We start from the raw sequence: 21,697 nt of genomic DNA on the forward strand, positions 1-21,697 counted from the left end.
AGGATCACCGTGGTCGGTGACACCCCCAGAGTAAAGGACGGGCAAAGTGGCCCGCGGACGGGGCCGTGACCCGGAAACGAGTACCCCCTGGGCGGCGCGGCATGGGGTGCGCGAGGAGGGAAAAGCCGCCCCGGTGCCGCCGGCGGACGGGCCGGCGGCACCGGGGCGGACGGACGTCGGGCCGCCGCGGGTCAGCGCACCCGCCCGTACCAGACGCTCCGGGTCCAGATCCTCTGCAGCCGCACCACGTCACCGCTCTTGGGCGCGTGCCAGAGCTTCCCCGAGCCGGCGTAGATCCCCACGTGGTACACCCGGGACCCCGAGTGGAAGAAGACCAGGTCGCCCGGCCTGCGCTTGGCCGCGGAGACGCGGGTGGTCCGGTTGTACTGCTGCGCCGCCGTGCGGGGCAGGGCCTTGCCGGCCTTCCTGAACGAGTAGAGGGTCAGTCCCGAGCAGTCGAACGCGTGGGGACCGGTGGCGCCGTACCGGTAGGGGGTCCCCTTCTTGGAGGCCGCCACCTTGAGGGCCTTGGAGCCCGCGGTGGCCGCCTGGGCCTCGGCGGCGAGGCCGGGGACCACGATGCCGCCTCCGAACGCGGCGAAGGTCAGGACCGAGGCCGTGCCGGCCCGGGTCAGCAGGGACGGGACGCGATTGAGCACGGTCATGCACAACCCTTCGACAGCCGCCTGTGAAGGATGACCTGTCGGATTCGGGCCGCGAAGTAGCCCGGCCGCCGTGCGGCGGCTTCACCCCAAGGACCGTCCGGAACGAGTTCCGGCGGCCCGCCGTGCTCGGGTCCTCCACTCCTGCCGATCCACTCCTGTCGACCCGTCGCCCGGCCGGCGGCAGGATTCGGCGTCCGCCCGGGCCGCCCCGCCGCGGCGGCGAGGGCTTGTCGTCGGGAGGATCTTCACGCATCCGGTGCCCGGGATCATCCGCTGACGGCGTGTTGTGGATTTCGTCACCACTGCGCCGTTCGGGTGGACAGGGCGGACGGTGTCCCTCGGTAACCACTGCCCGCGAGGCGCTCACCAGGGCAGGAGCGGCCGGCTCCGCCGACCGTCCACACGGCGTGGGCAAATCGGGAGGTCCGGAGGCAGGAGGAGCGTCTACGCCGAACGACGGTACGCCGTTCGGCCGTCCGGTCCGTTCGGACGGCGGCGCACCGGGGTGGCGGCGGTGCCACGACCGGGGGCACGCGGTGCGCGCGCCGCCGCACGGCGCGGGCGCGCCCGCCCGCCGCGGCGCCGTTAACGCCACCGAAACCCGGCGGCACTAGCCTCCTGGGACGCCGCAGGGGGCGAGGGATGGAGGGGGCGCCGTGCAACTGACTCCGCACGAGCAGGAGAAACTGCTGATCCACGTGGCGGCGGACGTCGCCGGGAGGCGCCGGGCCCGCGGGCTGCGGCTGAACCACCCGGAGGCCGTCGCCCTGATCGCCTCCCACATCCTCGAGGGTGCCCGCGACGGCCGCACCGTCGCCGAGCTGATGCGGTCCGGCCGCACCGTCCTCACCCGCGACGACGTCATGGAAGGCGTCCCCGAGATGATCCACGACGTCCAGGTGGAGGCCACCTTCCCGGACGGGACCAAGCTGGTCACCGTCCACGACCCGATCGTCTGACGAAGGAGGCCGCCGTGATTCCCGGAGAGATCCTCTTCGACGACGCGCCCGTGATCGTGAACGAGGGCCGCGAGGTCACCCGGATCACCGTGCTGAACGCCGCCGACCGCCCGGTGCAGGTCGGCTCCCACTACCACTTCGCCGAGGCCAACCCGGGGCTGGAGTTCGACCGGGCCGCCGCGCGCGGCCGGCGGCTCCACGTCGCGGCGGGCACCGCCGTGCGGTTCGAGCCCGGCATCCCGGTGGAGGTGGAACTCGTGCCGCTGGCCGGGCGCCGCGTGGTGCCGGGCCTGCGCGGGGAGACCGGAGGTCCGCTCGATGCCTGAGGAGACGCCCCGCCCGCCGGCGATGCGGCGCGCCGAGTACGCCGATCTGTTCGGCCCCACCACCGGCGACCGGATCCGGCTCGCCGACACCGACCTGTTGGTGGAGATCGAGGAGGACCGCTGCGGAGGCCCTGGCCGGGCCGGGGACGAGGCGGTCTTCGGCGGCGGCAAGGTGATCCGCGAGTCGATGGGCCAGTCCCGGGCCACCCGGGCCGAGGGCGCCCCCGACACCGTCGTCACCGGCGCGGTGATCCTCGACCACTGGGGGATCGTCAAGGCGGACGTCGGCATCCGGGACGGCAGGATCACCGGGATCGGCAAGGCCGGCAACCCGGACACCATGGACGGCGTCCACCCCGACCTGGTGATCGGACCGGAGACCGAGATCATCGCGGGCAACGGCAGGATCCTCACCGCCGGGGCGGTCGACGCGCACGTCCACTTCATCTGCCCGCAGATCGCCGACGAGGCGCTGGCCTCCGGCGTCACCACCCTCGTCGGCGGCGGCACCGGACCCGCCGAGGGCTCCAAGGCCACCACCGTCACCCCGGGGCCGTGGCACCTGGCCCGGATGCTGGAGGCGATGGAGGCGTACCCGCTCAACATCGGCCTGCTGGGCAAGGGCAACACCGTCTCCCACGAGGCGATGCTCTCCCAGATCCGCGGCGGCGCCGTCGGCCTCAAGCTCCACGAGGACTGGGGGTCCACCCCGGCGGCCGTCGACGCCGCGCTCACCGTCGCCGACCGCACCGGCATCCAGGTCGCCATCCACACCGACACCCTCAACGAGGCCGGATTCGTCGGCGACACCCTCGCCGCGATCGGCGGCCGGGGCATCCACGCCTACCACACCGAGGGCGCGGGCGGCGGGCACGCACCGGACATCATGACCGTGGTCTCGCAGCCCAACGTGCTGCCCAGCTCCACCAACCCGACCCGGCCGTTCACCGTCAACACCGCCGAGGAACACCTCGACATGCTGATGGTCTGCCACCACCTCAACCCGGCCGTCCCCGAGGACCTCGCCTTCGCCGAGTCACGGATCCGGCCCTCCACCATCGGCGCCGAGGACGTCCTGCACGACCTGGGCGCCATCTCGATCATCTCCTCCGACTCCCAGGCGATGGGCCGGGCCGGGGAGGTGATCCTGCGGACCTGGCAGACCGCCCACGTCATGAAGCGGCGGCGCGGCCCCCTGCCCGGGGACGGGCGCGCCGACAACCTGCGGGCCCGCCGCTACGTCGCCAAGTACACGATCAACCCGGCCGTGGCGCAGGGACTCTCGCGCGAGGTCGGCTCGGTGGAGAGCGGCAAGCTCGCCGACCTGGTGCTCTGGGAACCGGCGTTCTTCGGCGTCAAGCCCCTTCTGGTCGTCAAGGGCGGGCAGATCGCCTACGCGCAGATGGGCGACGCGAACGCGTCCATCCCCACGCCCCAGCCGGTGCTGCCCCGCCCGATGTACGGGGCCTCCGGGCGTGCCCCGGCCGCCAACTCGGTCAACTTCGTGGCCCCGGCCGCCCTCGAGGACGGCCTGCCCGACCGCCTGGGGCTCGGCAAGCGGTGGGCCGCCATCGAGTCGACGCGCGGCGTCACCAAGGCCGACATGCGGCAGAACGACGCCCGGCCGGACGTCCGGATCGACCCCGACAGCTTCGCCGTGCACATCGACGGCGACCTGGTCGAGGCCACACCGGCCGCCGAACTGCCCATGGCCCAGCGTTACTTCCTCTTCTGAGCCGGTGCCGCCGATGACCCGCGCCGCGCTGCTGCTGCTGGCCGACGGCCGCTTCCCCGCCGGAGGGCACGCCCACTCCGGCGGGGCCGAGGCCGCGGTCCGGGCGGGCAGGATCACCGACGCCGCCTCGCTGGAGGAGTTCTGCCGGGGCCGGCTGCACACCTCCGGCCTGGTGGCCGCGTCGCTCGCCGCGGCGGCGGCGCTCGGCGCGGACCCCGGGGAACTCGACGCCGCCGCCGACGCCCGCACCCCGTCCCCGGCCCTGCGCGCCGCCGCCCGCAGGCTCGGGCGACAGCTCCTGCGGGCCGGCCGCGCGACCTGGCCGTGCGGCGAACTCGACCTGCTGGCGCGGCGGTTCCCCAAGGGCGTCCACCAGCCGGTGGTGCTCGGCGCCGTCGCCCGGGCCGCCGGGCTGGAGCCGTCGGACGCCGCCCACTGCGCCGCCTACGAGAGCGTGGGCGGCCCCGCCACCGCCACCGTCCGGCTGCTGGGCCTGGACCCGTTCGACGCCACCGGGGTGCTGGCGCGCCTCGCCCCGGCGACGGACCGGGTCGCCGCCCGCGCCGTGCGGGCGGCCCGCGAGGCGCTGACCGAGGGCGTGGACGCCCTCCCCGCCGCCTCCGCGCCCCTGCTGGAGATCTCGGCCGAGGCCCACGCCGCCGGCGCCGGCCGCCTGTTCGCCACCTGACGCCCCGCCGCCCGCCCCCGCAGAAGGAGCCCCGCCCATGCACCTGCGTCACCCCCACGACGGCCCCGGCCACGGGTCGGCCGCCGGCGCGGCCGCCCGCCGCCCCGACGGGACGCGGCGCGCGCTGCGCCTCGGGCTCGGCGGCCCCGTCGGCTCGGGCAAGACCGCCACCGTGGCCGCCCTCTGCCGCGAACTGCGGTCCGAGCTGTCGCTGGCCGTCGTCACCAACGACATCTACACCCGGGAGGACGCCGAGTTCCTCCTGCGCGAGGCGGTCCTGCCGCCGGAGCGGATCACCGCCGTGGAGACCGGCGCGTGCCCGCACACCGCGATCCGCGACGACATCTCCGCCAACCTCGAGGCGGTGGAGGAGCTGGAGGACGCGGTCGGGCCGCTGGACCTGATCCTGGTCGAGTCCGGCGGCGACAACCTCACCGCCACCTTCTCCCGGGGACTGGTGGACGCCCAGATCTTCGTGATCGACGTGGCGGGCGGCGACGACATCCCGCGCAAGGGCGGCCCCGGCGTCACCACCGCGGACCTGCTGGTCGTCAACAAGACCGACCTGGCCCCCCACGTGGGCTCCGACCTGTCCCGGATGGCCGCCGACGCCAAGGCGCAGCGGGGCCCGCTGCCGGTGGTGTTCCAGTCCCTGCGGGAGGAGGCCGGGGTCGCCCCGGTCGCCGCCTGGGTGCGGGAGCGGCTGGCCGCGTGGCGGGCGTGACCACGGCCGTGGGCGGCACCGCCGGGGTCCGCGCGCACGCCCGGATCGAGGCGCGGCCCGACGGGCGCGGCTCCACCGCCCTGCCGGTGCTGGCAGGCGAGGGACCGCTCGCCCTGCGGCGGACCCGCGGCAGCACGGCGGGCGAGGCACGGGTGACGGTCGTGGGCGCCATGAGCGGGCCGCTGGGCGGCGACCGGTTCCTGCTGGAGGCGGACGTCGCCGCCCACGCCCGGCTGCGCGTCGGCTCGGCCGCCGCCACGATCGCCCTGCCCGGCCAGGGGAAGGACCCCGCGCGCCACGAGACCCGGCTGCGGGTCGCCGCCGACGCGGCGCTGCGCTGGGAGCCCGAGCCGCTGATCTCGGTCCGCGGGAGCGACCTCGAGGTCCGCACCCGCGCCGAGGTCGCGGAGGGCGGCCGGCTGCTGCTCCGGGAGGAACAGGTGCTGGGCCGCCACGGCGAGCCGTCCGGCTCGCTCACCTCACGGCTGACGCTCCGCGTGGGCGGACGGCTCGTCCTCGACCAGGAGCTGGCCTGCGGCCCCGGCGCGCCCGGCGGCTGGGACGGGCCCGCCGTGCTGGGGGGCCACCGCGCTGTCGGCCAGCTGCTGCTGGTGCGCCCCGAGTTCGCCACGCGTCCCCCCGAGCCGCGCCCGGGCGGACGGGACGGCGTCCCGGGTCCGCCGCCCGGCGCCGCCGGCCCGGCCGCCGCCTCAGGGACGGGCCGGCCGGCGCGCGGTGGTGAGCACCCGCTCGAGGGCCGACAACGCCCCGCGCAGCTGGTCCTCGGTGATGGTCAGCGGCGGGGCGATGCGGAGGGTGGACCCGTGGGTGTCCTTCACCAGGACGCCCTCCGCGAGGAGCCGCTCGCCCACCTCGCGGCCCGTGCCCAGCGCGGGGTCGACGTCGACGCCCGCCCACAGGCCCCGCGTGCGGAAGCCCAGCACGCCGCGCCCCACCAGCGGCGCGAGGCCGTCCCGCAGCACGATGCCCAGCTCGGCCGCCCGCCGCTGGTACTCCCCGGTCTCCAGCAGCCCCACCACCGCGGAGCCGACCGCCGCCGCCAGCGGATTGCCGCCGAACGTCGAGCCGTGCGTCCCCGGTCCCAGCACGCCCAGCACGTCCCGCCGCCCCACCACCGCGGACACCGGGACGATGCCGCCGCCCAGCGCCTTGCCCAGCAGCACCAGGTCGGGCGTGACGTCCTCCAGGTCCACGGCCAGCGTGGACCCCGTCCGGCCCAGCCCGGACTGGATCTCGTCGGCGACGAACAGGCACCCGGCCCGCCGGGTGATCTCCCGGACGGCCGTCAGGTAACCGTCGTCCGGGACGATCACCCCCGCCTCGCCCTGCACCGGCTCCAGCAGCACCGCCGCCGTGGTCGCGTCCATGGCCGCCTCCAGGGCGGGCAGGTCGTTGTACGGCACGATCCGGAACCCCGGCGCGAACGGCCCGAAGCCGGCCCGCGCCGTCCCGTCCGTGGAGAAGCCCACGATCGTCGTCGTCCGCCCGTGGAAGTTGTCGGCGGCCACCACGATCGTCGCCTGCCCGTCGGGCACGCCCTTGACCTCGTAGGCCCACTTGCGGGCCACCTTGACCGCGCTCTCCACGGCCTCGGCCCCGGTGTTCATGGGCAGCACCATCTCCTGCCCGGTCAGCGCGGCCAGCCGCTCGGCGAAGCCGGCCAGCCGGTCGTTGTGGAAGGCGCGCGAGGTCAGCGTGAGACGGTCGAGCTGGCGGTGGGCGGCCTCCACCAGCACCGGGTGGCGGTGGCCGAAGTTGAGGGCGGAGTAGCCGGCCAGCAGGTCGAGGTAGCGGCGGCCCTCCACGTCCTCCACCCAGGCGCCCTCCGCCCGCGCCACCACCACCGGCAGCGGACGGTAGTTGGGCGCGAGGACGGCCTCCTCGGCGCGGATCAGGCCGGCGGAGTCCCGGGAACCCCCGGGGAAGCCGCCGGAGGCGGCACGGTCGGGGCCACCGGAATGGCCGGAGGGAACGGTCGGTGCGGTCATGCGCGGACCTCCAGGGTGCAGCACTTGATGCCCCCGCCTGCCTTGCGGAACTCCGACAGGTCGACGGGGACCGGGACGTAGCCGCGGCGCGCCAGTTCCTCGGTCAGCGCCACCGCTCCGGGGGCGATGAACACATGGCGTCCGTCCGAGACGGAGTTCAGGCCGAAGGCCAGCGCGTCACCCAGCGTGGCGATCACCGCGTGGGGGAAGAGCCGCTCCAGGACCGCGCGGCTCTCGGGCGCGAAGGCGTCCGGGTAGTAGGCGACGTTCTCGTCGTCGAGGGCGAACAACGCGGTGTCCAGGTGGTAGAAGAACGGGTTCACCAGCCGGAGCCCCACGACCGGGACCCCGAAGTGCTCCTGCGCCTCCCGGTGCGCCTCGGGCGTGGTGCGGAAGCCCGTTCCGGCCAGCACCCGCCCGCCCACCGGCACGAGATCGCCCTCGCCCTCGCAGACCGCCCGGGCCCGCCGCACCGGGACGCCGGCCTCCTTGAGCCACAACTCGTAGTGGTCCGACTCGTCCCGCCGCTCCGCGGCGTGGAAGAGCGACCCCAGCGCGCGGCCGCCCAGCACCAGCGCGGCGTTGGCCGCGAAGACCATGTCGGGCAGCCCCGGCACCGGCGGAAGCGTCTCGACCACATGACCGTGCGCCCGGTAGGCGGCGGCCAGCGCCTCCCACTGCCGGTGCGCGCGCCGGACGTCGACCTCCTCGTCCGGGTGCATCCAGGGATTGATCGCGTAGGACACGTCGAAATGACGGGGCTCGCACAGCAGGAAGCGCCGACGCCGCGGCGAACGTCTCTCGGACATGCCCCTACGTTAGGAAGCGGGCAAAGCGCCGACAAGGGACCAAGCGGGGTGTTCCGTCGCGGATCGTGCCGATGCCGCCGCGGGTCCGTCCCGGCAGGCCAGGCAGACGTGTTCATACGTGCGAATACCTCCTAGACTCCACCCTCATGCTGCGCGCCCTCGCCGTCGACGACGAACGCCCCTCCCTGGGCGAACTCCTCTACCTGCTGGACGCCGACCCCCGGATCGGCAGGGCCGAGGGCGCGTCGGACGCCACCGAGGCGCTGCGCCGCATCAACCGCGCCCTGGAGTCCGGCCCCGACGGCCCCGAGGCCATCGACGTGGTCTTCCTCGACATCCAGATGCCGGGCCTCGACGGCCTGGACCTGGCCCGCCTGCTGACCGGCTTCGCCAGCCCGCCCCTGGTCGTCTTCGTCACCGCGCACGAGGACTTCGCCGTGCGCGCCTTCGACCTCAAGGCGGTGGACTACGTCCTCAAGCCCGTCCGCCGGGAACGGCTCGCCGAAGCCGTCCGCCGCGCCCACGAACTGCGCGCCGCCCGCATACCCGTGCACGAACCCGAGCCGGACGCCATCACCGTGGACCTCGGAGGCGTCCGCCGGCTGGTCCAGGTCGAGGACATCACCCACGTCGAGGCCCAGGGCGACTACGCCCGGCTGCACACCGCCGCCGGCAGCCACCTGGTCCGCGTCCCGCTCTCCACGCTGGAGGAGCGCTGGCGGCCGCACGGCTTCGTCCGCATCCACCGGCGCCACCTGGTCGCCCTCCGCCACATAGGCGAGCTCCGCCTCGCCGCCGGAACCGTGAGCGTCCTGGTCGGCGACGAGGAACTCCAGGTCAGCCGCCGTCACGCCCGCGAACTGCGCGACCTGCTGATGCGCCGCGGCGCCGCGTAGGAGGCCGCCGCCCATGTCCCACGAACCAGGACAGACCGCGGAGCGGCCCGCCCGCGTGGTGGTCACCGGACCGCCCCGCCGCCACCACGGCCGCGGCCGCGGAGCCCCCTACCGGCCCCGCACCGAGATCCACGAACAGACCACCCTCGGCCACACCTACGTCCGCTCCCTGATGCGCACCCAGCTCCGCACCGCGCTGGCCGTCTTCGCCGTCCTCGCCGCGCTGGTCGCCCCGCTGCCGCTGCTCTTCGCCGCCGCGCCGCACGGCCGCGTCCTGGAGTGGGCGGTGCTCGGCTTCTGCCTCTACCCGCCGCTGGTGCTGCTCGCCCGGTGGCACGTGCGCCGCGCCGAACGCCACGAGCGGGACTTCGTGCGCCTCGTCGAGGACCAGGACCGCTGAGCGGACACGCGAGGAACGAGAGCCGCGCGCGAGGGACGGGCGCCGCGCGGGACGAACGGGAGCTGCGCGCGATGAACGGGAGCCACACGGCATGAACGAGAGCCACGCCGTGGCCGCCGTCGCCCTGGTGGTGGTCGCCACCGCCCTGGTCGGCGCCTTCGGCCTGCGGGTCTCCCGCACCACCTCCGACTTCTACGTCGCCTCCCGCACCGTCGGCCCCCGGCTCAACGCGGCCGCCATCAGCGGCGAGTACCTCTCCGCCGCCTCCTTCCTGGGCATCGCCGGGCTGGTCCTCGTCCAGGGACCCGACATGCTCTGGTACCCGGTCGGCTACACCGCCGGATACCTGCTCCTGCTGATCTTCGTCGCCGCCCCGCTGCGCCGCTCCGGCGCCTACACCCTGCCCGACTTCGCCGAGGCCCGGCTCGCCTCGCCCGGGGTGCGGAAGCTGGCGAGCGGCTTCGTGGTCGGGATCGGCTGGCTCTACCTGATGCCCCAGCTCCAGGGCGCCGGGCTCACCCTCAAGGTCCTCACCGGGGCGCCGGGCACGCTCGGCTCGGTGATCGTCGCGGTGGTGGTGGTCGCCAACGTCGCCGCCGGCGGAATGCGCTCCATCACCTTCGTCCAGGCCTTCCAGTACTGGCTCAAGCTGACCGCCCTGCTCGTCCCCGCCCTCTTCCTGGTCCTCGCCTGGCGGGGCGACGGCGCGCCCACCCGGGCGTTCGACGAACCCGCCGCCTTCCGCGAGCAGCGCACCGTGCGGGTGCAGGACACCGTGGAGATCCGCCTCGCCGGGCCCCTCGCCGTCACCGTCCACGGCCGCGTCGACGGACGCCCGTACGACGGCGACCGGATCTCCCTGACCGCCGGCGTCCACACGGTGGAGGCGGGCTCCCGGCTCCGCCTGCCGGCCGGAGCGCCCGTCCCGGCCGCCCGGGGCGCCGGCGACACCGCCCTCTCCGACAGCGCGTCCGCGCCCCAGGGCGAACGCCCGCTGCACGCCACCTACGGCCTGATCATCGCCACCTTCCTCGGCACCATGGGCCTGCCCCACGTGGTCGTCCGCTTCTACACCAGCCCCAACGGGGTGGCCGCCCGCCGCACCACCGTCGTGGTCCTCGGCCTGATCGGCGCCTTCTACCTGCTGCCCCCGGTGTACGGGGCGCTCGCCCGGATGTACGCCCCCGAACTGGTCCTCACCGGCAACACCGACGCCGCGGTGCTGCTGCTCCCGGACCGCATGATCGGCGGCGTCGGCGGCGACCTGCTGGGCGCCCTGGTGGCCGGCGGCGCCTTCGCCGCGTTCCTGTCCACCGCCTCCGGACTCACCGTCGCGCTCGCCGGGGTGATCGCCCAGGACGCGCTGCCCTCCCGCGGCATCCGCCACTTCCGGGTGGGCGCCGTCACCGCCATGGCCGTGCCGCTGGCCGCGAGCGTGCTGGCCGGGCGGCTGCCCATCGCCGACGCCGTCGGCCTCGCCTTCGCGGTGTCCGCCTCGTCCTTCTGCCCCCTGCTGGTGCTCGGCATCTGGTGGCGGCGGCTCACCCCGCCCGGCGCGGCCGCCGGCATGCTGGTCGGCGGGGGGTCCGCGCTCGCCGCCGTGTCGGTCACCCTCGTCGGCCCCCACCCGGCGACCGGCGTCCCCCACTCCCTGCTGGCCTGGCCCGCCCTGTGGTCCGTGCCGCTGGCCTTCCTCACCATGATCCTGGTCTCCCTGGCCACCCCCGGCCGGGTGCCCCCGGACACCGACGCCGTCCTCGCCCGCTTCCACCTGCCCGAGGAGATCGGCGGCGGTCCGGGCCGGAAGGAGAACACGGCATGAGCACCCTGGGCGCCCTCCTGACGGGGTTCTGCGCGGCCGTGCCGCCGCTGCTGGCCGCCGGCTTCTGGCTCGGCCGCCGCACCGCCCGCCCGTCCGCCCGGCCGTTCCGCCGGGCCGGACTGGGCACGCCCGTCGAGCACGCCACCTTCCAGACCCTGCACACCGCCTCGCTGGCCGCCCCGCCGCTGCGCGCCGGGCTGACCGAGGAGACCGCCCGCCGCGCCTCGCGCAGACTGCGCTCCCTGCTCGGCACCGAGGCGCTCTGCCTCACCGACACGGACCGGGTCCTCGTCTGGGACGGCGCCGGGTCCCACCACCGGGCCGAGATCATGGAGCGCCTCGCCGGCCCGCTGGAGACCGGCCGCGGCGAGGCCTTCCGGCTGAGCTGCGGGACCCCGGACTGCTCCCTGCGCTGGGCCGTGGTCGCCCCGCTCACCGTGGACGACCGGGTGCACGGCGCGCTGGTCGCCTGCGCGCCGGGGGAGTCCGCCGTCCTGGTGCGGGCCGCGGCGGAGGTCGCCCGCTGGGTCTCCGTCCAGCTCGAACTCGCCGACCTCGACCGCTCCCGCACCCGCCTCATCGAGGCGGAGATCCGGGCGCTACGGGCGCAGATCTCCCCGCACTTCGTCTTCAACTCGCTCGCGGTGATCGCCTCCTTCGTCCGCACCGATCCGGAGCGGGCCAGGGAGCTGCTGCTGGAGTTCGCCGACTTCACCCGCTACTCGTTCCGGCGGCACGGCGACTTCACCACCCTCGCCGACGAGCTGCACGCCATCGACCACTACCTGGCGCTGGTCCGCGCCCGCTTCGGCGACCGGCTGGCGGTGACGCTGCAGATCGCGCCCGAGGTGCTGCCCGTCACCCTGCCGTTCCTGTGCCTGCAGCCGCTGGTGGAGAACGCCGTCAAGCACGGGCTGGAGGGGCGCGGCGAGAAGTGCGGCATCGCCATCACCGCCCGCGACGAGGGCGCCGAGGCGGTCGTCGTCATCGAGGACGACGGCGTCGGCATGGACCCCGGGCTGCTGCGCCGGATCCTGGCCGGCGAGGCCGGGCCGTCCGGGGGCATCGGCCTGTCCAACGTCGACGACCGGCTCCGCCAGGTCTACGGCGACGACTACGGGCTGGTCATCGAGACGGCCCGGGGCGCCGGGATGAAGGTCACCGTGCGGCTGCCGAAGTACCGGCCGGGCGTGCACCCTGCGGCCCCGGGAACGGGCGGGCTCCGCAGGGGGTGAGAAGCGGGGCGGGCGGGGCACCATGGGGGTAACGGACCTGAGGAGGGCGCCATGCCTGACACGCCCGGGACATCCGGAACGAAGACGCACGGCTCGGCCAAGGCGATGGGAGCGCTCACCGCGGGCGGCCTCGTCGTCGTGACGGCCTACTCGGTGGCGCTCGGCAGCAACGGCTGGCTCTGGTTCGGGTGGGTGGTCCTCGGGGCCCTCTTCCTGACCCTGGTGGCGCTGCGCGACACCTGACCCGCGCCGCGGATCCGGGACGGACCCGCGGCGGTGGGCCCCGGGCGGCGGGCCCGGTCAGCCCTGGCGGGCCGAGCCCGCCCGCAGGGAGGCGAGGTAGGCGTTGTACGCCTCCAGCTCCGCGTCGCCGTCCCGGTCGGCCGCGCGGTCCTTGCGCCTGGCCTGCCGCTGCTCCGAGCCGTACCACTGGAACAGCAGGGCGATCAGCACCAGCACCGACGGGATCTCGCTGAACGCCCAGGCGATGCCGCCCGCCGCGTTGAGGTCCTCCATCGGGTCGATGCCCAGCGAGGCCGGCGGGTGGGCGAACGCCCCGATCATCGGGGTGGACGCCATCATCAGCGCGATGCCGAAGAACGCGTGGAACGGCATGCCGGCGAAGAGCTCCAGCATCCGCATCAGGTGGCCCGGGCGGTGCGGACCGGGGTCCACGCCCATGATCGGCCAGAAGAAGACCACGCCCACCGCGAAGAAGTGCACCATCATCGCGATGTGCCCCGGGTAGGAGCCCATCAGGAGGTCGACCAGCGGCGTGAAGTACAGCGCGTAGAGGCTGGCGATGAACATGGGGATGGTGAACAGCGGGTGGGTGATCACCCGCATGTACCGGCTGTGCAGCAGCTTGAGCAGCAGCTCGCGCGGGCCCAGGCTGCCCCGCGCGGCCACCGGGAGGGCGCGCAGCGCCAGGGTGACCGGGGCGCCCAGCAGGATCATGATCGGTGAGAGCATGCTCAGCACCATGTGCTGCACCATGTGCACGCTGAACATGACCATGCCGTAGTCGTTCAGCCCGGTGCACATCACCAGCAGCACGCTCAGCACGCCGGCGACGAAGGAGACCGTCCGGCCGACCGGCCACCGGTCGCCGCGCCGGGTCAGCCTGACGACGCCCCAGCCGTAGAGCAGCAGCCCCAGCAGGCAGGCGACGAGGAAGAAGGGGTCCGGGGACCACGCGAGCCCCCGGCCGAGGGTGAACGGGGGCAGATCCATGGCGCCGTGACCGCTGTGGTCCATCCGCCGGCTCCTGTTTCGTGGGGGTTGTGCAAATCCGTCCGCACCAGACTAGAACCGCCCCCGGCCGTGCCGGCGGCCGGGGGCGGTCCACCTGCGATTCACGGAAGGTTCGCAGGCGCGGGGGAGGCGCGGGTCACACCACCGTGGGAGCCTCGGCGTAGCGCTCCTCGGGGACCGTCTTGAGCGAGGCGACGGCCTCGGCCAGCGGCACGGTGACGATGTCGGTGCCGCGCAGCGCGGTCATCCTCCCGAACTCGCCGCGGTGCACGGCCTCCACCGCGTGCCATCCGAAACGGGTCGCCAGCACCCGGTCGTAGGCGGTGGGGGTGCCGCCGCGCTGGACGTGCCCGAGGATCACCGGGCGGGCCTCCTTGCCGAGGCGGTGCTCGAGCTCGGCCGCCAGCAGGTTGGCGATGCCGGCGAACCGCTCGTGGCCGTAGATGTCCTTGCCGCCCTCGTCGAAGTCCATGGTGCCCGGGAGCGGCTTGGCGCCCTCGGCCACCACGACTATCGCGAACCGCTTGCCGGCCTCGAACCGCGCGCCGACCCGCTCGGTCAGCTCCTTGACGTCGAAGGGCCGCTCGGGCACCACGATCGCGTGGGCCCCGGCCGCCATGCCGGAGTGCAGGGCGATCCAGCCGGTGTGGCGGCCCATGACCTCGACGATCAGGACCCGCTGGTGGGACTCGGCGGTGGTCTTCAGCCGGTCCAGGGCGTCGGTGGCCACGCCCACGGCGGTGTCGAAGCCGAAGGTGACGTCGGTGACCGCGATGTCGTTGTCGATGGTCTTGGGCACGCCCACGATGGGCAGCCCGTTGTCGGAGAGGAGGCGGGCGGCCTTCAGGGTGCCCTCGCCGCCGATCGGGATGACGGCGTCGAGGCCGAGCTCCTTCAGGTGCCCCTTGGCCCGCTCCACGCCGTCCCGCAGGTCCTCGGGGCGGACGCGGGAGGAGCCGAGGATGGTGCCGCCGCGGGCCAGGATGCCGCTGACGGCGTCCAGGTCCAGCGGGAGGTGGTCGCCCTCCAGGAGGCCCCTCCAGCCGTCGCGGAAACCGATCACCTCGTCGCCGTGGGCGTCGACGGCGCGGTGCACGACGGAGCGGATGACGGCGTTCAGGCCGGGGCAGTCGCCGCCGGAGGTGAGCACACCAATGCGCATGGCGCGAATAACCTTCTCGATGGGGGACGGCACCGGACCGCTTCGTCCGGGCTTGACGACCGTCACCCTACCGGCGTCGGGGCCCCCTGCCGAACCCGGCGTCCGACAGCCGGACACCCCCGCTCACCTGTGCGGATGCCCCGTCAAACGGGCTCCCGGAAGGCGGGTTCGGGGGTGTCTCGGGGGTGCTGCCGGGGCCGGCCGGAGGGCGGTTCCCGGCGCTCGTCAGGCCGGCTGGGTGGCCGCCGCGATGCGCTCCTGGCGCAGCGCCTCGTACCACCGGTCGTCGACCGGCGGCAGGGCGTTGACGTCGAGGGCCAGCTTCAGCAGGTGGTCCGCGATGTGCGGGTTGCGCGCCAGCACGGGGCCATGCATGTAGGTGCCGAAGACCGTGTCGTTGTACGCGCCCTCGGTGCCGTCCCCGGTGCCGTTGCCGTTGCCGAACCGCACGCTGGCCAGCGGCTTGGCGTTCGGGCCGACGTGCGTCACGCCCTGGTGGTTCTCGAAGCCGGTCAGCGGGGGCAGGCCGAGCCGCGGGTCGATGTCGGCGAGGACGTCGCCGACGCAGCGGGCGCCCTCGCCGCGCACCGAGACCACGTCGAGCAGGCCGAGGCCCGCCTCGCGCTGCCCGAGGTCGTTGATGAACTCGTGGCCGAGGATCTGGTAGCCGGCGCAGACCGAGAAGACGATCGCGCCGTTGCCGACCGCGCGGTGCAGGCCGCCGTCGCGGCGCAGCCGCTCCGCGGCGAGGCGCTGCGGACGGTCCTCGCCGCCGCCGATCAGGTAGATGTCGCCGGAGGTCGGCACGGGCTGGTCGCTGCGCACGTCGACGCGGGCCACGTCCAGGCCGCGCTGACGCGCCCGGCGCTCGACGACGAGGGCGTTGCCCTGGTCGCCGTAGGTGCTGAGCAGATCCGGGTAGATCCACACCAGCCGGAGTTGGCTGTCACTCATGAGTCGGTCCTCGAACTGTGAGTCGCTGGTCAGTCGCTGGTCGGGGTTCAGTTGCCGACGCGGCGGCGCAGGTCCTGGAAGGCGGTGTAGTTGGCGATGACCTCGATGCGCCCCGGAGGGGCGAGGCGGACCGCCTCGTCGAGGTTCTCGCAGACCTGGAAGTTCTGGTTCGCGACCTCCAGGCGCACCGCCAGGTCCAGCTTGCGGTCACCGAGCACGAAGATCGGGTGGCCGTTGAGCCGGGAGTAGTCGACGTCCCACAGCCAGGAGGTGTCGGTGCCGTCGGCGCCCCGGGCGTTCACCGACAGGATCACCGGGGTCGGCGGCGGGTCGATCAGCGAGAACGTCTCCAGCCAGCCCGCCGGGTTCTTGGCGAGCAGCAGGCGCAGGTCGCGCCCCTGGAACTGGACGGTGTCGTACCGGCCGGCCACCGCCTGCACGTGGTACATGCGCTCCAGCGCCACCTGCGGGGGCACGCCGAAGACGGCGGCCACGGCGGCGGAGGAGGTGGCGTTGGCGCGGTTGGCGCGGCCCGGGAGCTGGAGGTGGATCGGCCAGGCGGAACCGTGCGGGTCCAGGACGTGGTCGCCGGAGAGCGCCCAGCTCGGCGTCGGACGGCGGAAGCCGCACTCGCCGCAGAACCAGTCGTCGCCCGGGCGCTGCAGCACGCCGCCGCAGGACGGGCAGGACCAGGCGTCGTCCTTCCACATCTGGCCGGCCGCCACCCAGATCACGTTGGGGGAGGACGAGGCCGCCCACACGATCAGCGGGTCGTCGGCGTTGGCCACCACCACGGCCTTGGTGCCGGCCAGGCCCTCGCGCCAGTTCTCCGCGACCATGCGGGTCTCGGCGGCGCGGTCGAGCTGGTCGCGCGAGAGGTTCAGCAGCGCGACGCACTTGGGGTCGGTCTCGCGGGCGACGGCGATCAGGTACTTCTCGTCGACCTCGATGACGCCGAAGCGCGCCTCGTCACCGCGCTCGGCCAGGGCCGAGGTGATGCCCGCGGGCATGTTGGCGCCCAGCGCGTTGGAGACCACCGGGCCGGCCGCGCGCAGCGCCTCGGCGATCAGCCGGGTCGTGGTGGTCTTGCCGTTGGTCGCCGAGACGAGCGTGACGTCCAGGCCCTGCGCGAGCCGGGCCAGGAGCTCGGGGTCCAGCTTCAGCGCGACCCGGCCGCCGATCACCGAGCCGCTGCCGCGTCCGGCTGCCCGGGAGACGGCCGCGGCGGTCTTGCCCGCCGTCACGGCCAGCTTGGCCCGCGGCGTCAGCGGGTCCGAGGTGCCTGCCATCAGTTCTCGATCCTCCTTGCGTACGCGCCGCGCGTGAGTCCCGGCAGCGTGTGGTGGCCTCAGCCTATCGAGATCCGCTCACCCGGCCGAATATCGGAACCGCACCGTGATCGGCCGCGGCGGGAGAGCCCGAGGGCTCACGGAACCGTCATGGCCTGGAAGGACCGTACCCTGACCGGCATGCGACACGGTTCGATCCCCGGCGCCGACGGGCGCGTGAGACCCCTCACCCTGCACGGAGCCCCCGTGCTGCACAGCCCTTGCGCGGAGGTGACGGAATTCGGGCCGGAGCTCGAACGACTGGTCGAGGACATGTTCGCCACCATGTACGCGGCGGGCGGTGTGGGGCTCGCGGCCAACCAGGTGGGGGAGGGGGTGCGGGTCTTCGTGTACGACTGTCCGGACGACGAGGACGTCCGCCATCTCGGTCATCTGGTGAATCCCCGGCTGGTGGAGGCCGACGGAGTGACGGTGCGCGGGCCGGAGGGGTGTCTGTCCCTGCCCGGCCTGGAGGCGGGGACGCCGCGGTTCGACCGGGCGGTGGTGCGGGGCCTCTCCGTCTCGGGCGAGCCGGTGGAGGTCCACGGCACCGGGTTCTTCGCGCGGTGCCTGCAGCACGAGTGCGACCACCTCGACGGGCTGGTCTACGCGGACCGCCTCACGGGGCTGCGGCAGCGGCGGCTGCTGCGGAAGGCCGCGCGGGCGCAGTGGGCCGCCGAGGGGTGACCGCCGCTCCCCGGCCCGTGGCTCCGCCGCGGAGCGCGTGCGCACGCGCTCCGCGGCGGAGCCGGTCAGAACGCCGGGCCGTCCTCGCGGTCGCCCGCCTCGGCGAGGCGGCCCCAGAGCAGGTCGGCCAGGCTGCGGACCAGTTCCTCGCGCGGGCACGGACGCTCACCCAGCCACCAGTCGCCGGCCGCGTGCATCATGCCCACGATCCCGTGGCCCCAGACCCGCGCGAGCAGCCGCCCCTTCGGGCCGAGGTCGAGCCGCTCCTCGATGACCTGGGCCAGCTCCTCGCCCATCCGGCGCAGCAGCGGCGCCGAGTGGCGCCCCACGTCGAACCCCGGCTCGCCCGAGGAGCCGCCGTCGGACGGGTGCATCAGGAACCGGTACACCTGCGGCCGCGCCTCGATCGCCGTCAGGTAGGTGTCGAGCGTCGCCTCCACCCGCTGCCGCCGCCGGTCGGCCGGCGCGTCCAGCGCGGCCCGCAGCGAGGCCAGGAGCGCGTCGGTGTGCCGCTGGGCGAGCGCGGCGTACAGTCCGCCCTTGTCGCCGAAGTGCCGGTACAGGATCGGCTTGGTGATCCCGGCCTCGGCCGCGATCGCGTTCATGGAGGCGCCCGGGCCGTCACGGAGCACCACCCGGTCCGCGGCTTCCAGCAGTTCGCGGCGGCGCCGCTCGGTGGACCTCTGCTGCGCGGTCCCCTGCTGCGTCGTCTCCATGGTCGGTGCTCTCCCCACCCGTGCGTATTCGGTGATGCTCGCGCAAAGTAACACTGATCGGCCCGCGGCGGCCCCGTGGCTCGGAAGTCGTGGCGTCGCCCACACCTCGGACAGGGGTTCCCTCCTGCGGAAACGGGCGGAAAACAGGTGGGTTGACTTTCCTACCGGCCAGTAACAGACTGCGGTTACCGCAAGTAACACATACGGTCGCACTGGAGGGGTCATGGCCGAGTTCACCATGGAGCTCAACGACGAGCAGAAGGAGGTCCGGGACTGGCTCCACGGGTTCGCCACCGACGTGATGCGCCCGGCGGCCGCCGAGTGGGACGAGCGCGAGGAGACTCCCTGGCCCATCATCCAGGAAGCCGCCAAGCTCGGCATCTATTCCCTGGACTTCTACGCCCAGCAGTACTTCGACCAGACCGGTCTCGGCCTCCCGATGGCCACCGAGGAGCTCTTCTGGGGCGACGCCGGCATCGCCCTGTCGATCATGGGCACCGGCCTCGCCGCGGTCGGCGTGCTGGCCAACGGGACCGACGAGCAGATCGGCACCTGGATCCCCCAGATGTACGGCACCCCGGACGACGTGAAGGTCGCCGCCTTCTGCTCCTCCGAGCCCGACGCCGGCTCCGACGTGGCCGCCATGCGCACCCGCGCGGTCTACGACGAGGCCAAGGACGAGTGGGTGATCAACGGCACCAAGACCTGGGCGACCAACGGCGGGATCGCCAACGTCCACGTGGTGGTCGCGGTGGTCGACCCGGAGCTCGGCTCCAAGGGCCACGCCTCGTTCATCGTCCCGCCGGGCACCGAGGGCCTCTCGCAGGGCCAGAAGTTCCAGAAGCACGGCATCCGCGCCTCGCACACCGCCGAGGTCATCCTGGACAACGTGCGCGTCCCCGGCTCCTGCCTGCTCGGCGGCAAGGAGAAGCTGGACGAGCGCCTCGCCCGCGCCCGGGAGAGGGCGAGGAAGGCGTCGGGCGGCGAGCGGGTGAAGAACGCGGCCATGGCGACCTTCGAGGCGTCCCGCCCGGTCGTCGGCGCGATGGCCGTCGGCACCGCGCGGGCGGCGTACGACTACGCCCTGGAGTACGCCAAGACGCGCGAGCAGTTCGGCCGCCCGATCATCGACAACCAGGGCGTGGCCTTCCAGCTCGCCGACATGCGCACCTCCGTGGACGCCGCGCGTCTGCTGGTCTGGCGCGCCTCCTGGATGGCGGTCAACGGCAAGCCGTTCAACGGCGCCGAGGGTTCGCAGTCCAAGCTCTTCGCCAGCGAGACGGCCAAGAAGGTCACCGCCCAGGCGGTCCAGATCCTGGGCGGCAACGGCTTCACCCGCGAGTACCCGGTCGAGCGCATGCACCGCGACGCGGCCATCTACACGATCTTCGAAGGGACGAGCGAGATCCAGCGCCTGGTCATCGCCCGCACCATCTCGGGCGTCCACGTCCGCTAGCCGAAGAGGCCCCCTCCCGGTCCCCGGGAGGAGGCCGCCCCGGTCCTACCCGGTGACGAGCCGCTCCGGTGAGGCGTCGTGCCGGAGCGGGGTGAGCTGCTGGATGTCGTAGCGGGCCCGCAGCGCCTCGATCGCCGCCTCGTCGGGCGGACCGCCAGAGGAGAGGATCTCCAGCAGTTCCTCGAAGTACCGCTCGTGGTCCGGCGGCGGCGCGGCCTGGAAGAACATCCGGGCCGGGGTGTCCGTCGGGTTGGCGAAGGCGTGCGGACAGCCCGGGGGCACGGCGATGACCGTGCCCGGGCCGGCGCGCACCACGCGGCTCCCGGAGGTGGACTCCCAGCGGCGCCAGTTGTCCGGCGTCCGCACCCGCGGTTCGAAGGCGAGCACGTCCAGCTCGCCCTCCAGGACGTAGAACAGCTCCTCGCTGCGGGTGTGGACGTGCGCGCCCACGTCGAAACCGGGCGGCACGACCACCTCGAAGCTGGACGCCGTCCGCGAGTGCGCCCCGGTGACCTTGAACGTCACGTGCTGGGCGGGCGTGGCCACCGTGCGGCCGTGGCCCGGCGGCACCAGCAGCCCCTCCGTCATGGACATCGGCGGCTCACCAGGTGACCGGAAGGGACTCGGGACCGCGGATCAGCGCGCCCTTGCGGAACGGCACCTCCTCGGCCGGCACCGCCAGCCGCAGCCCCGGCACCCGGTCCAGCAGCGCGTCGACCAGCAGCTGGGACTCCATCCGGGCCAGCATGCCGCCCACGCAGTAGTGCGGGCCGAAGCCGAAGGCGACGTGCGGGTTGGGGCTGCGGTCGAGGTCGATCCGGTCCGGATCGGGGAAGACCTCGGGGTCCCGGTTGGCGGCGAGGTAGGAGTTGTACACCACGTCGCCCGCGCGGATCCGCACGCCCTGGATCTCGACGTCCTCGGTGGCGATCCGGGACAGCCCCACCGCGTTGCGGTGCGGGATGTACCGGAGCAGCTCCTCCACCGCCTTCGGACGCGCCTCGGGCTCGGCGCGCAGCCGTTCGGCCAGTTCGGGGCGGGTGAGCAGCAGGTAGAACATCTGCCCGCTGTTGTTGGTGACCGCCTCGCCGCCGATCTGCACCAGCACCGCCAGGCCGACGGCCTCCCGCACGGTGATCTCGTCGCGGCCGACGGCGGCGCCCAGCAGCGAGGTGACGTCCTCGCCGTCGGCGCCGCGCCGCTCCTCGATCAGCCGGGTGAAGTAGGCGGACATGTCCTCGCGCGCCCGCTCGCTGACCTCGGCGCCGTGCGACTGGGAGAGGATCCGCTGGGTCCAGTCGTGCATCAGGCCGCGGTCCGAGGCCGGGACGCCCATCAGCTCGCAGACCACGGCGATGGGGAAGGGGCTGAGCACCGCCTCGGTGAGGTCGGCGGGCGGACCCCCGGCGAGCAGGCCGTCCACCAGCTCGTCCAGCATCCGCCGGGACCGCTCCCGCACCCGTTCCACGCCCCGCGCGGTGAACGCCGCCGCGACCGAGCGGCGCAGCCGGGTGTGGTCCGGCGGATCGAGGAAGCCGATCGCGTCCGAGCCGGGGATGAAGTGCGGGGCCAGCCGGGTGACCGGGCGGCCCATCACCAGGGCACGGCTGAACCGGGGGTCGTTGGTCACCGCGCGGACGTCGTCGTAGCGGGTGACCAGCCAGGCCCAGCCCTCGCCGTTGGGCAGCCGGATCCGGGTGACCGGACCCTCGCGCATCAGTTCGGTGAGGACCGGGTCGAAGTCGGCGCCGTGCAGGTCGATCGCCGGCCAGTCCCGCACCGGGGGCAGGGACGAGGCGGTGGCCTCGTCGGTGGTGGAGGTCATGTCAGGTGTCGTCTCCGTCCGCGTCTCGGGCGGCGCCTCGGGCCGCG

General features: G+C 74.1%; 22 protein-coding genes, 1 pseudogene and 1 riboswitch. Of the genes and pseudogenes, 13 read left to right on the forward strand and 10 right to left on the reverse strand.

What is annotated here, in order from left to right; all coding sequences use genetic code 11:
• Positions 1-191: 191 nt before the first annotated feature.
• A complete protein-coding gene (locus A2U95_RS18750; RefSeq protein WP_166024027.1) occupies positions 192-665 on the reverse strand; it encodes a C40 family peptidase in 474 nt (157 codons plus the stop codon).
• A gap of 2 nt (positions 666-667) precedes the next feature.
• Positions 668-868, reverse strand: a riboswitch (cyclic di-AMP (ydaO/yuaA leader).
• Positions 869-1,321: 453 nt separating this feature from the next.
• Here A2U95_RS18750 and A2U95_RS18755 point away from each other — a divergent pair.
• The 6 genes and pseudogenes from A2U95_RS18755 to A2U95_RS18780 all read left to right on the forward strand — a co-directional run.
• Positions 1,322-1,624: an urease subunit gamma gene (locus A2U95_RS18755; protein ID WP_166024029.1), complete on the forward strand. Its 303-nt coding sequence runs from the start codon at positions 1,322-1,324 to the stop codon at positions 1,622-1,624.
• Between the two features lie 14 nt (positions 1,625-1,638).
• Positions 1,639-1,950, forward strand: a complete 312-nt coding sequence (locus A2U95_RS18760) for an urease subunit beta (protein ID WP_166024032.1) — start codon at positions 1,639-1,641, stop codon at positions 1,948-1,950.
• Positions 1,943-3,685 carry an urease subunit alpha gene (locus A2U95_RS18765; protein ID WP_420857003.1) on the forward strand — a complete coding sequence of 581 codons (1,743 nt, stop codon included), beginning with the start codon at positions 1,943-1,945 and terminating at the stop codon, positions 3,683-3,685. Before A2U95_RS18760 ends, A2U95_RS18765 begins: the two co-directional genes overlap by 8 nt.
• A 13-nt stretch (positions 3,686-3,698) precedes the next feature.
• Positions 3,699-4,373: an urease accessory protein UreF gene (locus A2U95_RS18770; RefSeq protein ID WP_166025372.1), complete on the forward strand. Its 675-nt coding sequence runs from the start codon at positions 3,699-3,701 to the stop codon at positions 4,371-4,373.
• Positions 4,374-4,410: 37 nt separating this feature from the next.
• Positions 4,411-5,097: an urease accessory protein UreG gene (gene ureG, locus A2U95_RS18775; RefSeq protein WP_166024034.1), complete on the forward strand. Its 687-nt coding sequence runs from the start codon at positions 4,411-4,413 to the stop codon at positions 5,095-5,097.
• Positions 5,085-5,801 (forward strand): annotated as a pseudogene (locus tag A2U95_RS18780) (urease accessory protein UreD); the annotation flags it as partial. The gene ureG and the pseudogene A2U95_RS18780, both read left to right, overlap by 13 nt.
• Before the next feature lie 6 nt (positions 5,802-5,807).
• Here the strand turns inward: A2U95_RS18780 and rocD are convergent.
• The gene (gene rocD, locus A2U95_RS18785) at positions 5,808-7,106 is read right to left on the reverse strand and encodes an ornithine--oxo-acid transaminase (RefSeq protein ID WP_166024036.1); all 1,299 of its coding nucleotides are present in this window, start codon (positions 7,104-7,106) and stop codon (positions 5,808-5,810) included.
• Positions 7,103-7,915, reverse strand: coding sequence for a dimethylargininase (gene ddaH, locus A2U95_RS18790; RefSeq protein ID WP_166024038.1), 813 nt, complete (start codon positions 7,913-7,915; stop codon positions 7,103-7,105). Before ddaH ends, rocD begins: the two co-directional genes overlap by 4 nt.
• Positions 7,916-8,061: 146 nt before the next feature.
• On the opposite strand from ddaH, the gene A2U95_RS18795 reads away from it, so the two are divergent.
• The 5 genes from A2U95_RS18795 to A2U95_RS18815 all read left to right on the forward strand — a co-directional run bounded on the left by A2U95_RS18795 (position 8,062) and on the right by A2U95_RS18815 (position 12,511).
• Positions 8,062-8,811 carry a LytR/AlgR family response regulator transcription factor gene (locus A2U95_RS18795; protein WP_166024040.1) on the forward strand — a complete coding sequence of 250 codons (750 nt, stop codon included), beginning with the start codon at positions 8,062-8,064 and terminating at the stop codon, positions 8,809-8,811.
• 13 nt (positions 8,812-8,824) lie between these two features.
• Complete coding sequence (locus A2U95_RS18800) at positions 8,825-9,211, forward strand: hypothetical protein (RefSeq protein WP_166024042.1); 387 nt, start codon at positions 8,825-8,827, stop codon at positions 9,209-9,211.
• A gap of 91 nt (positions 9,212-9,302) precedes the next feature.
• Entirely contained in the window at positions 9,303-11,033 is a 1,731-nt protein-coding gene (locus A2U95_RS18805; protein ID WP_166024044.1) for a sodium/solute symporter, read from the forward strand.
• A complete protein-coding gene (locus A2U95_RS18810) occupies positions 11,030-12,268 on the forward strand; it encodes a sensor histidine kinase (protein WP_166024046.1) in 1,239 nt (412 codons plus the stop codon). The genes A2U95_RS18805 and A2U95_RS18810 overlap by 4 nt, the downstream gene beginning before the upstream one ends.
• A 51-nt stretch (positions 12,269-12,319) precedes the next feature.
• The gene (locus tag A2U95_RS18815; protein WP_166024048.1) at positions 12,320-12,511 is read left to right on the forward strand and encodes a hypothetical protein; all 192 of its coding nucleotides are present in this window, start codon (positions 12,320-12,322) and stop codon (positions 12,509-12,511) included.
• 57 nt (positions 12,512-12,568) lie between these two features.
• On the opposite strand, the gene A2U95_RS18820 is transcribed toward A2U95_RS18815, so the two are convergent.
• From A2U95_RS18820 to A2U95_RS18835, 4 genes are all read right to left on the reverse strand, one after another.
• The gene (locus A2U95_RS18820; RefSeq protein WP_166024050.1) at positions 12,569-13,525 is read right to left on the reverse strand and encodes a cytochrome c oxidase assembly protein; all 957 of its coding nucleotides are present in this window, start codon (positions 13,523-13,525) and stop codon (positions 12,569-12,571) included.
• A 133-nt stretch (positions 13,526-13,658) separates the two neighbouring features.
• On the reverse strand, positions 13,659-14,684 hold the full coding sequence (locus A2U95_RS18825) for a 6-phosphofructokinase (RefSeq protein ID WP_166024052.1): 1,026 nt from the start codon (positions 14,682-14,684) through the stop codon (positions 13,659-13,661).
• A 225-nt stretch (positions 14,685-14,909) separates the two neighbouring features.
• Complete coding sequence (locus A2U95_RS18830) at positions 14,910-15,638, reverse strand: type 1 glutamine amidotransferase (protein ID WP_166024054.1); 729 nt, start codon at positions 15,636-15,638, stop codon at positions 14,910-14,912.
• Between the two features lie 47 nt (positions 15,639-15,685).
• On the reverse strand, positions 15,686-16,927 hold the full coding sequence (locus A2U95_RS18835; RefSeq protein ID WP_166024056.1) for a MurT ligase domain-containing protein: 1,242 nt from the start codon (positions 16,925-16,927) through the stop codon (positions 15,686-15,688).
• A 180-nt stretch (positions 16,928-17,107) separates the two neighbouring features.
• Between A2U95_RS18835 and def the strand changes: the two genes are divergently transcribed.
• Positions 17,108-17,653, forward strand: coding sequence for a peptide deformylase (def, locus tag A2U95_RS18840; RefSeq protein WP_206282908.1), 546 nt, complete (start codon positions 17,108-17,110; stop codon positions 17,651-17,653).
• A gap of 65 nt (positions 17,654-17,718) precedes the next feature.
• Here def and A2U95_RS18845 read toward each other — a convergent pair whose 3' ends face one another.
• Positions 17,719-18,369 (reverse strand): TetR/AcrR family transcriptional regulator, encoded by a 651-nt coding sequence (locus tag A2U95_RS18845; protein WP_166024059.1) that lies wholly within the window; start codon positions 18,367-18,369, stop codon positions 17,719-17,721.
• A 223-nt stretch (positions 18,370-18,592) separates the two neighbouring features.
• On the opposite strand from A2U95_RS18845, the gene A2U95_RS18850 reads away from it, so the two are divergent.
• The gene (locus tag A2U95_RS18850; protein WP_166024061.1) at positions 18,593-19,825 is read left to right on the forward strand and encodes an acyl-CoA dehydrogenase family protein; all 1,233 of its coding nucleotides are present in this window, start codon (positions 18,593-18,595) and stop codon (positions 19,823-19,825) included.
• Between the two features lie 45 nt (positions 19,826-19,870).
• On the opposite strand, the gene A2U95_RS18855 is transcribed toward A2U95_RS18850, so the two are convergent.
• Both A2U95_RS18855 and A2U95_RS18860 read right to left on the reverse strand, forming a co-directional pair.
• Positions 19,871-20,419: a cupin domain-containing protein gene (locus tag A2U95_RS18855; protein ID WP_166024063.1), complete on the reverse strand. Its 549-nt coding sequence runs from the start codon at positions 20,417-20,419 to the stop codon at positions 19,871-19,873.
• Between the two features lie 7 nt (positions 20,420-20,426).
• Positions 20,427-21,650, reverse strand: coding sequence for a cytochrome P450 (locus A2U95_RS18860; RefSeq protein WP_166024065.1), 1,224 nt, complete (start codon positions 21,648-21,650; stop codon positions 20,427-20,429).
• Between the last annotated feature and the right edge of the window lie 47 nt (positions 21,651-21,697).

It is taken from the genome of Streptomyces chilikensis (assembly GCF_001642695.1).
GTDB classification, from domain to species: Bacteria; Actinomycetota; Actinomycetes; order Streptomycetales; family Streptomycetaceae; genus Streptomyces; species Streptomyces chilikensis.

What these genes read in the sequence shown, in the direction of transcription:
- def (WP_206282908.1), top strand. Translation starts at nt 17,108, where the DNA reads ATGCGACACGGTTCGATCCCCGGCGCCGACGGGCGCGTGAGACCCCTC.
- A2U95_RS18770 (WP_166025372.1), top strand. Translation starts at nt 3,699, where the DNA reads ATGACCCGCGCCGCGCTGCTGCTGCTGGCCGACGGCCGCTTCCCCGCC.
- A2U95_RS18805 (WP_166024044.1), top strand. Translation starts at nt 9,303, where the DNA reads ATGAACGAGAGCCACGCCGTGGCCGCCGTCGCCCTGGTGGTGGTCGCC.
- rocD (WP_166024036.1), bottom strand. Translation starts at nt 7,106, where the DNA reads ATGACCGCACCGACCGTTCCCTCCGGCCATTCCGGTGGCCCCGACCGT.
- A2U95_RS18850 (WP_166024061.1), top strand. Translation starts at nt 18,593, where the DNA reads ATGGCCGAGTTCACCATGGAGCTCAACGACGAGCAGAAGGAGGTCCGG.
- A2U95_RS18815 (WP_166024048.1), top strand. Translation starts at nt 12,320, where the DNA reads ATGCCTGACACGCCCGGGACATCCGGAACGAAGACGCACGGCTCGGCC.
- A2U95_RS18795 (WP_166024040.1), top strand. Translation starts at nt 8,062, where the DNA reads ATGCTGCGCGCCCTCGCCGTCGACGACGAACGCCCCTCCCTGGGCGAA.
- A2U95_RS18830 (WP_166024054.1), bottom strand. Translation starts at nt 15,638, where the DNA reads ATGAGTGACAGCCAACTCCGGCTGGTGTGGATCTACCCGGATCTGCTC.
- A2U95_RS18750 (WP_166024027.1), bottom strand. Translation starts at nt 665, where the DNA reads ATGACCGTGCTCAATCGCGTCCCGTCCCTGCTGACCCGGGCCGGCACG.
- A2U95_RS18820 (WP_166024050.1), bottom strand. Translation starts at nt 13,525, where the DNA reads ATGGACCACAGCGGTCACGGCGCCATGGATCTGCCCCCGTTCACCCTC.
- A2U95_RS18825 (WP_166024052.1), bottom strand. Translation starts at nt 14,684, where the DNA reads ATGCGCATTGGTGTGCTCACCTCCGGCGGCGACTGCCCCGGCCTGAAC.
- A2U95_RS18845 (WP_166024059.1), bottom strand. Translation starts at nt 18,369, where the DNA reads ATGGAGACGACGCAGCAGGGGACCGCGCAGCAGAGGTCCACCGAGCGG.
- A2U95_RS18810 (WP_166024046.1), top strand. Translation starts at nt 11,030, where the DNA reads ATGAGCACCCTGGGCGCCCTCCTGACGGGGTTCTGCGCGGCCGTGCCG.
- A2U95_RS18800 (WP_166024042.1), top strand. Translation starts at nt 8,825, where the DNA reads ATGTCCCACGAACCAGGACAGACCGCGGAGCGGCCCGCCCGCGTGGTG.
- A2U95_RS18855 (WP_166024063.1), bottom strand. Translation starts at nt 20,419, where the DNA reads ATGTCCATGACGGAGGGGCTGCTGGTGCCGCCGGGCCACGGCCGCACG.
- ureG (WP_166024034.1), top strand. Translation starts at nt 4,411, where the DNA reads ATGCACCTGCGTCACCCCCACGACGGCCCCGGCCACGGGTCGGCCGCC.
- A2U95_RS18860 (WP_166024065.1), bottom strand. Translation starts at nt 21,650, where the DNA reads ATGACCTCCACCACCGACGAGGCCACCGCCTCGTCCCTGCCCCCGGTG.
- A2U95_RS18765 (WP_420857003.1), top strand. Translation starts at nt 1,943, where the DNA reads ATGCCTGAGGAGACGCCCCGCCCGCCGGCGATGCGGCGCGCCGAGTAC.
- ddaH (WP_166024038.1), bottom strand. Translation starts at nt 7,915, where the DNA reads ATGTCCGAGAGACGTTCGCCGCGGCGTCGGCGCTTCCTGCTGTGCGAG.
- A2U95_RS18835 (WP_166024056.1), bottom strand. Translation starts at nt 16,927, where the DNA reads ATGGCAGGCACCTCGGACCCGCTGACGCCGCGGGCCAAGCTGGCCGTG.